The sequence below is a fragment of the Schumannella soli genome, from assembly GCF_006517435.1.
Taxonomy (GTDB): Bacteria; Actinomycetota; Actinomycetes; order Actinomycetales; family Microbacteriaceae; genus Schumannella; species Schumannella soli.
Genome location: NZ_VHQG01000001.1, coordinates 1,115,939 through 1,127,660, shown reverse-complemented (window position 1 = coordinate 1,127,660; position 11,722 = coordinate 1,115,939). Strand labels below are relative to the sequence as shown.

At 73.5% G+C, this 11,722-nt stretch carries 13 protein-coding genes; 7 read left to right on the top strand and 6 right to left on the bottom strand.

The genetic code is table 11. The features are described from left to right. Positions 1–75 precede the first annotated feature (75 nt). A complete protein-coding gene (locus FJ657_RS05030) occupies positions 76–699 on the bottom strand; it encodes an SGNH/GDSL hydrolase family protein (protein WP_141162523.1) in 624 nt (207 codons plus the stop codon). A 277-nt stretch (positions 700–976) separates the two neighbouring features. Between FJ657_RS05030 and FJ657_RS05025 the strand changes: the two genes are divergently transcribed. Both FJ657_RS05025 and FJ657_RS05020 read left to right on the top strand, forming a co-directional pair. Next, on the top strand, positions 977–1,666 hold the full coding sequence (locus tag FJ657_RS05025; RefSeq protein WP_141162522.1) for an alpha/beta hydrolase: 690 nt from the start codon (positions 977–979) through the stop codon (positions 1,664–1,666). A 432-nt stretch (positions 1,667–2,098) separates the two neighbouring features. Next, entirely contained in the window at positions 2,099–2,728 is a 630-nt protein-coding gene (locus FJ657_RS05020) for a nitroreductase family deazaflavin-dependent oxidoreductase (protein ID WP_255447147.1), read from the top strand. A 287-nt stretch (positions 2,729–3,015) separates the two neighbouring features. Here the strand turns inward: FJ657_RS05020 and FJ657_RS05015 are convergent, their stop codons facing one another. The 3 genes from FJ657_RS05015 to FJ657_RS05005 all read right to left on the bottom strand — a co-directional run bounded on the left by FJ657_RS05015 (position 3,016) and on the right by FJ657_RS05005 (position 6,181). Further along, entirely contained in the window at positions 3,016–4,293 is a 1,278-nt protein-coding gene (locus tag FJ657_RS05015) for an acyl-CoA dehydrogenase family protein (RefSeq protein WP_141162520.1), read from the bottom strand. A 133-nt stretch (positions 4,294–4,426) separates the two neighbouring features. Further along, on the bottom strand, positions 4,427–4,792 hold the full coding sequence (locus tag FJ657_RS05010) for a DoxX family protein (RefSeq protein WP_141162519.1): 366 nt from the start codon (positions 4,790–4,792) through the stop codon (positions 4,427–4,429). Between the two features lie 210 nt (positions 4,793–5,002). Continuing rightward, positions 5,003–6,181: a glycoside hydrolase family 1 protein gene (locus FJ657_RS05005; RefSeq protein WP_141162518.1), complete on the bottom strand. Its 1,179-nt coding sequence runs from the start codon at positions 6,179–6,181 to the stop codon at positions 5,003–5,005. A 96-nt stretch (positions 6,182–6,277) separates the two neighbouring features. Between FJ657_RS05005 and FJ657_RS05000 the strand changes: the two genes are divergently transcribed. The 3 genes from FJ657_RS05000 (at position 6,278) to FJ657_RS04990 (ending at position 8,516) form a co-directional block, all read left to right on the top strand. Next, positions 6,278–6,928: a TetR/AcrR family transcriptional regulator gene (locus tag FJ657_RS05000; RefSeq protein ID WP_141162517.1), complete on the top strand. Its 651-nt coding sequence runs from the start codon at positions 6,278–6,280 to the stop codon at positions 6,926–6,928. A gap of 152 nt (positions 6,929–7,080) precedes the next feature. Next, complete coding sequence (locus tag FJ657_RS04995; RefSeq protein ID WP_255447145.1) at positions 7,081–7,989, top strand: ABC transporter ATP-binding protein; 909 nt, start codon at positions 7,081–7,083, stop codon at positions 7,987–7,989. Positions 7,990–8,078: 89 nt separating this feature from the next. Continuing rightward, the gene (locus FJ657_RS04990; RefSeq protein ID WP_141162516.1) at positions 8,079–8,516 is read left to right on the top strand and encodes an Lrp/AsnC family transcriptional regulator; all 438 of its coding nucleotides are present in this window, start codon (positions 8,079–8,081) and stop codon (positions 8,514–8,516) included. Positions 8,517–8,582: 66 nt separating this feature from the next. Here the strand turns inward: FJ657_RS04990 and FJ657_RS04985 are convergent, their stop codons facing one another. Then, complete coding sequence (locus FJ657_RS04985; RefSeq protein ID WP_141162515.1) at positions 8,583–9,242, bottom strand: FMN-dependent NADH-azoreductase; 660 nt, start codon at positions 9,240–9,242, stop codon at positions 8,583–8,585. A gap of 136 nt (positions 9,243–9,378) precedes the next feature. On the opposite strand from FJ657_RS04985, the gene FJ657_RS04980 reads away from it, so the two are divergent. Beyond that, the gene (locus tag FJ657_RS04980; RefSeq protein ID WP_141162514.1) at positions 9,379–9,801 is read left to right on the top strand and encodes a winged helix-turn-helix transcriptional regulator; all 423 of its coding nucleotides are present in this window, start codon (positions 9,379–9,381) and stop codon (positions 9,799–9,801) included. Between the two features lie 10 nt (positions 9,802–9,811). Beyond that, a complete protein-coding gene (locus FJ657_RS04975) occupies positions 9,812–10,324 on the top strand; it encodes a hypothetical protein (protein WP_141162513.1) in 513 nt (170 codons plus the stop codon). Positions 10,325–10,355: 31 nt separating this feature from the next. Here FJ657_RS04975 and FJ657_RS04970 read toward each other — a convergent pair whose 3' ends face one another. Next, a complete protein-coding gene (locus tag FJ657_RS04970; protein ID WP_219995863.1) occupies positions 10,356–11,720 on the bottom strand; it encodes an MFS transporter in 1,365 nt (454 codons plus the stop codon). Between the last annotated feature and the right edge of the window lie 2 nt (positions 11,721–11,722).

The window sequence follows — 11,722 nt, the reverse complement described above, 5'->3', positions numbered from 1 at the left end:
CGCTTCCGCATCCCATCCGCGCAGCGTGAAGCGGCGCGAGAGCCGCTCGCACCTCAGCCCGGCGTCAGTTGGGCGTCAGTCCGCCGCGCGCGGCCCCACGCCGACCGCGGCGAGCCACGCCTCGGCGATCAGCTCGGCGCCGAGCGGAGTCGGGTGCACGCCATCGGCCGCGATCGCCTCCGGCCCGTGCACGCGCGCCGCCAGGCCGAGCACCGTCTGCAGCGGAACGAACACCGCATCGAACTCGCCGGCGAGCCGGTCGACGGCCGCGCGCTTGCCGTCGAGGTCGGGCATCCACCCCTCCTGCTCGGGCGTGACCGGCACGAGGAAGGGCTCGACGAGCACCAGCGCGGGATGCCCGTGGGCGAGCGAGTCGCGCAGCAGCCCCGCGTAGACCGACTCGAACTCGCCGGCGGAGGTCTCGAGTCCGCTGTCGAAGCGACGCCAGGTGTCGTTGACCCCGACGTACACGGTGAGCAGCTCGGGGTCGAGGTCGATCGCGTCGGACTGCCAGCGGCGCGCGAGATCGACGGCACGGTCGCCGCTGATGCCGCGGTTGAGGATCGGCCGCTCGTCGCCGCGCTCGCGCAGCACGTCGTGCACGAGCCGCACCCATCCCGATCCGAGCCCCTCCGGGTCGTCGCGGCGCCCCGCATCGGTGATGCTGTCGCCGAGGAACAGGACGGGCCGGGGGCTCATGCGCTCACCCTCCCACGCGCGCGGGCGCGGGCGGCAGGGTTCGGAGGGATGTTCACCCCCGCGTCGTCCGCCGCGCTGATGCGTCGACGTGGTCGCGATCCTCATCACCGCGGTCGTCCGGCCCGGGCGCCCCGACGTCACCGCTCGCGCCGCGCGCCCCTGCTCGCTGCGCGCCCCGGCTCCCGCGCCCCGCCGCCGACAGCCCGCGCCGCGTCGGCATCCGCCCCGAGGCTCCGCATCCCGCCCGCCGTCAGCCCGCCGCGGCCAGACTGGACGCATGACCCCCTCGACCCACGTCATCGTGCTGCCCGGCGGCGGCTACTCGCACCACGCCCCGCACGAGGGCGAGCCGGTCGTCGATTGGCTCGCGGGCATCGGCATGCCGGCGTCGGTGCTGCTCTATCCGGTGTCGACGCGGCATCCGGGCGTGCTGGATGCGGTGCGCGCCGAGGTCCGCCGCGTGCGCGAGTCGGGTGTCGAGCGGGTCGGGGTGCTCGGCTTCTCGGCCGGCGGTCACGCCGCGGGTCACGCGGCGTACGCGCCGCTCGACGGACCCGGCGCCGGCTCCGATCCGTCGCCGCTCGGGCGCCCCGACTTCGCGATCCTCAGCTACCCGGTCGTGTCGATGGTCACGAAGACCCACGCCGGGTCGCGCCGCGAGCTGCTGGGGCCGGATGCGTCGGACGAGCTGCGCGCATCCACCTCGCTCGAGAAGCTCGTGACGCCGGGCGCCCCGCCCGCGTTCGTCTGGCATACCGCCGAGGACGCGGTGGTTCCGGTCGGTCACGCGTACCGCCTCGGCCGCGCGCTCGCGGCCGCCGGGGTGCCGCACGCGCTGCACGTCTACCCGCACGGCCCGCACGGCATCGGGCTCGGCACGGGCGAGCGCTTCGCCGGCGATGCCGTGCACTGGACGGAGGCGTGCGAGCGGTGGATGCGCGAAGCGGGCTGGCTGCCGGAGCGCTGACGGCCGGCCGCGGCGGCTGAGGTCCGCGGATACTGCTGCTCGATCATGCGGATACTGGCGAGCGCTGCCGGCAGACCCGCCCGCCGCCTCGACCTGACGTCTGGGCAGTATCCGCGAGCCGAACGCGCTTCGTCGGGTGGGGCCGCGTCGGGTCCGGGATGGGGCCGGGCCGGGCCGTGCCGGGTCGGGCCGGGCCGGGCCGGGGATACTGGCGAGCGCTGCCGGCAGACCCGCCCGCCGCCTCGACCTGCCGCCTGAGCAGTATCCGCGAACCGAACGCGCTTCGTCGGGTGGGGCCGCGTCGGGTCGGGGATGGGGTCGGGTCGGGTCGGGCCGGGTCGTGCCGGGCTGCGGATACTGGCGAGCGCTGCCGGCAGACCCGCCCGCCGCCTCGACGTGCCGCCTGAGCAGTATCCGCGAACCCGTCGAGCCGTGGAACGCTGCCGATCGCGCGACGCGGGCCCGTGTGCCGAGCCGGCACCGCGCGACCGCGCGACCGAGCTCGCGACCGAGCCCGCGACCGAGCTCGCGCTCGCGCTCGCGTTCGCGCTCGCGCCCAGCGGCGCGCGCATCCGCGGTGCCAGAGTGGCTGTCGTGAGCTTCAACGACGGCATCATCGACGAGTTCCGCGCGAACGGCGGGCACGTCTCCACCTACGGCTTCGGCGACGGACTCGTGCTGCTGCACACCGTCGGCGCCCGCTCGGGCGAGGCCCGGGTGCATCCGGTCGCGGCGTTCCCGGCCGACTCCTTCGACGCGACGGCCGGCGGCAGGACCACCGCCAGCAGCCCGGAAGCCGCCGGCTGGCTCGTCGTGGCCTCCGCGGCGGGGGCCGACGCGCATCCCGCCTGGTTCCACAACCTCACCGCGAACCCCGAGGTGCGCGTCGAGTTCGGCCGCGACGGGGAGGTGCACACGGTGGAGGCGCGGGCGACCGTGCTCGACCGCGCCGAGCGGGATGCCGCCTACGCCGAGATCGTGCGCCGCTCCCCCGGCTTCGGCGAGTACGAGAAGAAGACGGATCGGGTGATCCCGGTCGTGCGCGTCACCCGGATCGGCTGACCCGCCCGAACCGGTCACGAGTCGAGTGATCGGTCGCCAACTGTCGCCATCTGGATGGCATAGCGACAGTTGGCGACCGATCACCTCATCGTCACGACGACGGGGGCCGCGCCAGGGCAGCAGCGGGAGCACGGGCGGCGCGGATCAGGTGCCGTTGCCGCTGCCACAGCGCTGCGCGGCCACGCTGCCGCACCGCTGCGCTGCCACGCCGCCACGCTGCGGCGCTGCGAGCACCGCGCGCTCCGCGAGCACCGCACGCACCGCGAGCACCGCACACACCGACCCGCCTACGACTCCAGCGGCCCGAGCAGGTTCGCGGCGACGGTCTGGTGCACCGACTCCGGGTCGCTCGGGTGGTAGATGCCGGCGAGCACATCCCGCTGCAGCCGCGCCAGCTCGCCGCCGGCCGCGTAGCCCGAGCCGCCCGCGACGCGCAGCGCGTGATCGACGACGACGCGCGCCGTCTCGGTCGCGCGGTGCTTCGCCCCGGTCAGCCGCCGGAACCACTGCGTCCCGTTGTCGATGAGTCCGTCGACGTCGGCGGCGAGGGTCTCGAGGTCGGGGCCCAGCGCGTCGAGGGCGAGCGCCGCGTCCGCCAGCCGCCAGCGCAGGTCGGGATCCTGCGAGAGCGGGAGTCCGGTGCGGCGGCTCGTGCGCCGCTGCACGGCCTCGACGCCGAGTTCGAGCGCGCGGTCGGCGATCCCCGCGTAGACCGAGCCGATCGAGAGCAGGAAGCTCGCGAACACGGCGAAGACGAAGGGGTCGGGGTTCGGCCCGACCGGAAGGATGCGCGACACGCGCCCGGCGGGCACGACCGCGCCCTCGAGCACGGTCGTCCGGCTCTGCGTCGCGCGCATGCCGAGCGTGTCCCAGTCGTCGAGGTGCCGCCAGCCGGGGGTGTCGCGGGTGAGGAAGCCGTGCACCAGGCGCGGGCCGGTCCCGCCGTCGGGCCACAGGCCGCCGGTCTCGCCGGACTCGCCCGGCCCGCCCGGCGCCTGCTCGGCGCGGCCGAACACGCCGAGCCGCGTCCACGCCGGGGCGAGCGAAGTGAAGACCTTCGTGCCCGTGAACGCCCAGGCGACGCCGGCCGGCCCGGCGCCGCTCGCTGCCGCCGACGCGCTCGCCGCCGCCGACGCGCCCGCCGCATCCACCGTCGCTCCGCGCTCCGCGCCTACGCCGCCCACCGGCTCCGCCCGCGTCGCCGAATCCCACAGCACGAGGTCGTTTCCGGGCTCGCTGATCGCGAAGGCGAACAGCTCGCCGGCCTCGGCGTCGGCGAGAACCCAGTCGAGGCTGCGGTCTCCGCGGGCGGCGAGGATGCGGGCGACCCCCGTCCACACGAGGTGCATGTTGATCGCGAGCGCCGTCGCCGGGGCGTGCGCGCCGAGCCGGCGCTGGTCGCGGATCGTCGCCAGCAGCGAGCGCGGACGCAGGTAGCCGACATCCCGCAGCTCGTCGAGGTCCTCGGCGAAGAAGACGTTGTCGCGGTCGTAGCCGGCGGCTCGCGAGCGGATGCGCTGCAGCAGCTCGTCGGTCAGAACGGAGGTCTCGGCATCCCGCGTCATGCCCTCACGCTAGGCGCAGCGAGGCGAGAGCACGCGGTTCGCGCCGCCGGCAGCCGCTTCAGCGCGACGTAGTGCGTGCTTTCGCCGAGAACGGATCCGGCGGAGAACGGATCGCATGAGACTCGGGACCGGATCAGTACCCGAGGAACCGCAGCACCGCGACGACCGCCGCGAGCACGAGCATGACGACGTTGATCGGCAGCGCCGAGTACTCGCGGCGCTGGATGTGGAACGTCATCGCCGCGATCTGCACGGCGACGAGTCCGAGCGCGGCGATCGGCGTCAGGATCGTCGCCATGTTCAGCAGCACCGGCAGGATCAGGCCGAGCGCCCCGAGCAGCTCGAGCGCCCCGATGATGCGGGTGCTGGCGATGCCGACCTGCTTCGACCAGGGGAAGGCGGCGTACAGCCGCGCGTCGGGTCCGAAGGTCTTGAAGCCGCCGGCGGCGAGGTAGGCGAGGCACAGGAGTCCGGAGATGACCCAGACGAAGATCGACATGTGTTGCGCATCCCTCTCGGATAGAAGCCCGAGCAACCCTATCGGGCGCGCGCGTCGCCGCAGTTCCGGGCCGCCATACGCGGTCGGATGTGCACGGAAGCCGCCGAGGAGGGTCACCGAGCCGGAATGCGGCTCGACCGCGCCCCTGAGCGGCTTCCGTGCACGCTCCCGCACATCGCCGCGACGGGGGTCGGGCTCCGCCGACGAGGGTCAGTCGACCGGCAGCGCCTGCGCCTTCGCGACCTCGCCGAGCCACGCGAGCGACGGCTTCGGCGTGCGCTCGAAGGTCTCGCGGTCCCAGCCGATGAGGCCGAACGTGGCCGTGTAGGTGCCCCACTCGTAGTTGTCGAGGGCGCTCCAGTGCAGGTACCCGCGCACCTCGCTGCCGGCATCCATCTGCTCGCGCACCGCGGTGAGGGCGCCGCGCGTGTAGTCGATGCGGCGGCTGTCGTCGGCCGTGGCGATGCCGTTCTCGGTGATGTAGACGGGCACCCCGGGCGCCCAGCGGCGGGAGTTGGCGATGCCGTCGCCGATCGCGGGCGGGTAGTACTCCCAGCCGGTGAGGGTCTTCTCGACCTCGGCCGGCCACGGAACGGGTCCGTCGGCGGCGATGCGGGTGCGGGTGTAGGCCTGGATGCCGATCCAGTCGTCGTTCTTGGCGGCGTCGATGAAGACGTCCTCGCGCGACCAGGCGTACTCGTCGCGCACGGCCTCGGCGCCGGGATCGGGCTGGTAGGCCTGGGTGGCGACCGTCCAGCCGACCTTCGCGCCCACGCCGCGCAGGATCTCGACCGCGCGGTGGTGGCCCTCGATGAGCTTCTCGGTCACGCCGGGGACGCCCGGCGGCAGACCCGCGCCCGGGAAGGCGACGGTGGGATCGGCCAGCACCGACACCATGTTCGGCTCGTTGATCGTGCACACCAGGGTGACGTCGTCGAGCACCGGCAGCACGGCCTCGACGTAGCGGGTGAAGCGATCGACGGCGTCGTCGGCGGCCCATCCGCCGTTGCGTCCGTGCCAGATCGGGTTGGTGAAGTGGTGCAGCGTGACCATCGGCTCGAGACCGAGCTCGCGGGCGGTGCCGACCATGCGGCGGTAGTGGTCGATCTCGGCGCGGCTGATCACGCCGGGCTCGGGCTCGATGCGGGCCCACTCGACGCTGAAGCGGTACGAGGTGAGGCCCGCATCCGCCAGCAGGCGCATGTCTTCGGGGTAGCGGTGGTAGCTGTCGGCGGCGTCGAGGCTCGGCTCGGCGACGGGGGCGCCGAAGTGCCCGTGCTCGCGGTACCACCAGTCGGAGTTGAGGTTGTTGCCCTCGACCTGGTGGGCGGCGGTGGATGCGCCCCAGAGGAAGCCGGGAGGGAAGGTGACGGCGCCGTCGGTGTTCATGGCTCGACCCTAGCGCGAATACCTGACACCCTGTAGGGATTCAGCGCGGGCACAGGATGCGCGGGGGTGAGCGGCGCGCGAGGGATGCGTCATCATATGGGCGTGGACGACGCGGAGAAGAGCGGAGCGGAGGGCGCGAGCAGCGCGCCCGCATCCGCCCACCCCCGCGGCCCGCGCGGCCCGTACCGCAAGACCGAGGAGCGCCGGCGGCAGATCCTCGACCAGGCCGTGCACGTCTTCGCCCGGCGCGGCTTCCACTCCGGCTCGCTGCGCGAGATCGCGCGCGGCGTCGGGATGACGGTGCCCGGCATCCTGCACCACTTCGGCGACAAGGAGTCGCTGTTTCAGGCCGTGCTCGACGAGCGCGACGAGCGGGTGCGCACCGCCGCCGGCGACGTGAGCGAGCGCAATCTGATCGAGCAGTTCCGCGCCGTGATGGGCGCCGTGCGCGCCGAGCCGGGCCTCTCGTCGCTCTACACGATCGTGTCGGCCGAGGCCACCGACGACGAGCATCCCGCGCACGCCGCGTTCCGACTGCGCTACGCCGACAACGCGCGCGGCGTGATCCCCGCCCTCGTCGCCGGGCAGGAGGACGGCACCATCCGCGCCGACCTGGATGTCGTGCAGGCCTCGCGCGTGATCCCCGCCGTCATGGACGGCCTGCAGCAGCAGTGGCTGCTCGATCCCGAGTTCGACCTCGAGACGGCGTTCGACGACTTCCTGCGCGGGTACCTGCTGCCGCGCTGAGCGCGGGCCGCTGAGCGGCGGCCGCCGGGTGGCGGCGTCACGCTGAAGCCGCACCGAGGTCACGACGCCACGGGCGCGGAGGCGCGCACGGATGCGGACCGGGCAGCCGACGCACGGTCGAGCCGCAGGTAAGGGTTGGCTAACCTCGACGGGTGACCTCCTCGAGCCCGACCATGCGCACCGCATCCGCCGACCCGGTCGGGCCGGCCGACACGGGTGGCGCCACCGGCCGCACCGGCGCCGGCCTCGGCGTCGACGCGAGCGGCCTGCGCCTCGGCTACGGACGCACCGAGATCGTGCACGATGTCGCCCTGCGCCTCGAAGCCGGGCAGGTCACGGCGCTCATCGGCCCGAACGGCAGCGGCAAGTCGACCGTGCTGCGCGCCCTCGCCCGTCTGCACGCGCCGACGCACGGCGCCATGACCCTCGACGACGGCCGCGCTCTCGACACGCTCGCCCGCCGCGAGTTCGCCCGCACGCTCACGCTGCTCTCGCAGTCGCGTCCGGCGCCGTCGGGGCTGAGCGTGCGCGAGGTGGTCGAGTTCGGGCGGCATCCGCACCGCGGGCGCTTCCGCTCGGCCGATCCCGACGGAGCCGCCGCCGTGCAGGAGGCGCTCGAGCTGACCGGACTGACCGACATCGCGGATGCGGGCGTCGACGAGCTCTCGGGCGGGCAGCTGCAGCGCGTCTGGCTCGCGACGAGCCTCGCCCAGCGCACCGGCGTGCTGCTGCTCGACGAGCCCACCAATCACCTCGACCTGCGCTACCAGGTGGAGACGATCGACCTCGTGCGCGAGCTCGCCGACGAGCACGGCATCACCGTCGGCATCGTGCTGCACGACCTCGACCAGGCCGCGGTGGTCGCGGATCGGCTCGTGCTGCTCAGCGAAGGCCGGGTCGTCGCCGACGGGCCGGCCGACGAGGTGCTGCGCGGCGAGCTGCTGAGCGAGGTCTACGGAATCCGCATCGACGTGGATGCCGACCCCGCGACCGGCGCCCTGCGCACGAAGGCCTTCGGCCACCGCCGGCGTTCCCGCGCCGCCGCATCCGCCTCCGCCTGACGCCACGGCGCGCGGCCCCGGCGGCACGCGGAACGGTCGTGCGCGCCGGAGCGGGCGGCCCCGCACGGGGCGCGACGTAGGGTGTCCCGGTGGATAACCTCGACTACGGGATCATCGATCTGCTGCGACAGAACGCCCGCGCCGGGTACGGCGACATCGGCCAGAAGGTGGGCCTGTCGGCGTCGGCGGTGAAGCGCCGCGTCGATCGGCTCGTGGCTGACGGCGTCATCCAGTCGTTCACGATCCAGGTCGACCCGGCCGTCGACGGTCTCGGAACCGAGGCCTACGTCGAGCTGTTCTGCCGCGGCACCGTCGCGCCGGCCGAGCTGCGGCGCATCCTCTCGGCCGTGCCCGAGGTGGTGGATGCCGCCACCGTCAGCGGCGACGCCGACGCGATCGTGCGCATCCGCTCGCGCGACATCGCCTCGCTCGAGGACGCCCTCGAGAAGGTGCGTATCGCCCCGACCGTCGACCACACCCGCTCGGCGATCGTCATGTCGCGACTGGTGCACCGCGAGGTGGACTGACCCGCCGGAAACGCCTCGCGCCCGGCACTCAGACGAGCACCGGGCGCGAGCAGACGGATGCGCGGCTCAGGCCGCGAGGCGCTCCGCGGTGCGCGCCGCGAGGAAGCGGCCGTGCTCGGCGGCCTTCGCCTCGGCGCGATCGGCGAGGTCCTTGGCGAGCTCGGTGAACTGATCGAGCGCCGGGTTCACGCCGACGAGAGTGAACTCGCGCTGCACGACCTTCAGGTCGAGGCCCCAGACGTCGCCGAGCACGCGCTCGATCCAGCCGGTCGAGTGGTCCCATCCGGCGCGCGGGGTGCCCTCGCTGTAGTTGCCGCCGAGCACGGTGGCGACCACGGCGGGCTTGCCCTTGAGCAGCTCGCTGCCCGGCCCGAGACGCGGGTCGGCGATGGCCAGGTCGACCCAGGTCTTGAAGTGCTGCGAGGGCCCGAAGTTGTAGAGCGGCACGGCGAAGAGCAGCGCCTCGGCGTCGACGAGCTCGTCGACCACCTCCGCGGCGAGCGCGACGGCGGCGTTCTGCGCGTCGGTGCGGGCATCGGCGGGGGTCCATGATGCGGTGACCGCGTCCGACCAGGCGGTGGCCGGGATCGGGTCCACGCCGATGTGGCGGGTGGTCACGGTCGCGTCGGGGTGCTCGCGGCGCCACTCGGCCTCGACGATGTCGCCGAGCGCGCGGCTCGCCGAGCCCTCGGTGCGGATGCTGGCGTCCAGTCGGAACAGGGACATGGGGTGATCTCCTCGATCGGATGGGGTTCGTTCCGTCCGGTGCCGGGTCGAGCCCCGCACCGCATCGCTACATTTCCTCTGGTGACTTCTAAAAAACTAGCGACTCGCGGAACGGTAGCACAGGTACACTCGGCGCATGGCCACCACGTCGACGACCCGATCCGCGAGCGCGCGCAGCGCCGCGGAGGCGGGCGCCGACGACACCGCCATCGCCGCGCCGCTGCGCGAGAGCGGCGACGTCCACCGCTGCGACGCCGCCCTCGTGAGCGCCTTCGGGGTTCTCGGCAAGCGCTGGAACGGCATGATCCTCGCGGTGCTCGGCCACCAGACCCTCGGCTTCGCCGAGCTGCGCCGCGGCATCGGCGCGATCTCCGACTCGATGCTCAGCGACCGACTCGGCGACCTCACCGGCCTCGGACTCATCGAGCGCCAGGTGGATGCGGGTCCGCCGGTGTCAGTGACCTACCGCCTGACCGAGGCCGGCTGCCGTCTCGTGCCCGTGCTCGACCAGCTCGGCGACTGGGCCCGCGACAACCTCCCGCGCCCCGAGGGCCACTGATCCGGATCCAATGGAGATCGAACCGACCCCGCCCGATTCCGAGATGCCGGCGACTCTGACCGACGTCGAGGCGTTCACGACCGCGCTCCATATGGTGCAGATCTATGGCGACGTCGAAGATTGGGCGTCGACGGACATCCGTCGCATCTACGACTTCCTGCGCAGCGGAGATGCCCGATGGGATGCGTGGCAGGCGGCCGTCGCTGCGGCGATCGCAGATCCATCCCCGACTGTCGAAGACAGCGTGCTGAGGCACTGCGGGGAGCTGCAGACCCGGAGCGCTTTCGAGGAAGCCGTACGTCGATCGGAGCTGCCGGACGAGCTGACCCTGGAAGCGGCATTCGCCGCGACGCTGGTGCTCGTCGCCGACTTCGGTGAGGACCACGGATGGGGAGACGAGGCGGACCTGGTCCTGTTCCATGAATACCTGCGGTCTGACCCCGCGCGCTGGAGCGACTGGAAGTGCGCCGTGGCCCGTACGGCGAGATATCCCCAGGCTGCGACCAACGCGCCGTCGAGCTGATTCGGCAGCCCGAGGCGCGCGTCCGGACACGTCAGCCGCGAGCGCGGGCGGCCCGACCCAGCGCCACGACCAGGGGTACGCCAGTCGCGAGTGCGATCACGCTGATGACGGTCGCGAAGCCGGTGAGCGCCGCGACGAGCGACACCGAGAGCGTGGCGACCCCGAGACCGACGACCGGGATCGTCAGGCCGATGTAGCCGAGCAGGAAGATGCCGGCCAGCACCTCGCCGCGGTGCGCCGCATCCGCCAGCGATCCGGCCACGGCGAGCGCCGACTTGAACAGCACGCCCGAGCCGGCCCCGCCGATCACGCCGCCGACGAGGAACGCGACGAGCGAGCCGCCGGTCGCGACGACCGTCGTGAGCACCACGAGCCCGACGACGAACAGCGCGACGCCGAGACCGACCTGCGCGCGCAGGCCGAGCGGACGCACGGCGACCTGCGCGAGCGCCGCCGCGGCGAAGGCCACGAACACGACCGCGCCGGAGGCCGCCCGCGAGGCGATGTGCAGCTCACCGCCGACGAACGAGGGCACGAGCGAGGTGAACAGGCCGAGCACGGCGAAGCCCGCGAAGGCGATGCCGCCCGCGAGCAGGAATCGTCCGCGGGTGCCGACCGGAACGCGCACCCGCTGCGGGCGGTAGGGCTCACGGATGCGCGGAATGCGCGCCGTTTCGGGCACGACGGCCACGGCGACCAGGGCGAGTAGCAGCAGCACGACGAAGACGACGAACGGCGTGACGAGTGCGCCCGGCGCCCACTCGGCCAGCATCCCGGCCACGACCGCGCCGACGCCGAAGCCGCCGAGGTTCGCGACGCCGGAGACGATCTGTCCGCGCACGGGGCTCGCGTCGGGACGCGACCCGAGGTGCAGGTCGAGCAGGTGCGCGGTCAGGGTCGCGGTCGCCATGCCGATGCCGAGTCCGGAGATGACGCGGGCCGTGATGAGCCCGGCGAGGTCGGGCCAGACGAGGAAGATTCCCGCCGAGACGAGCTCGAGCACGATCGCCGGGATGAGCAGCCGACGGCGGCCCAGGGTGTCGCCCAGGTGCCCGGCGAGGAAGAGGCTCACGACCACGCCGGCCGCGTAGGCGGCGAAGGCGATCGTGATCGAGAACGTCGTGAAGCCGTCGCGCTGCTGGTAGAGCGACCAGAGGGTCGTCGGCACGGTCGTGTACGCCATGATCACGAGGAACGTGACGGCGCCGAGCCAGAAGCCCGTGCCGTGCGAGACGCGGCCGGGGCGGGGCGCGCGGAAGGCCGACGCGGGGGCAGTAGAGGCAGCGTGCGCGGCGGAGTCGGCGGCAGCGGCCGGCGCGGGCGCGGCGAAGTCGTCCGGCGCGAGGGTCGCTCCGTCGGGGAGCGGGCGGGTGAGATCGAGGGACTCGGTGGGCACGA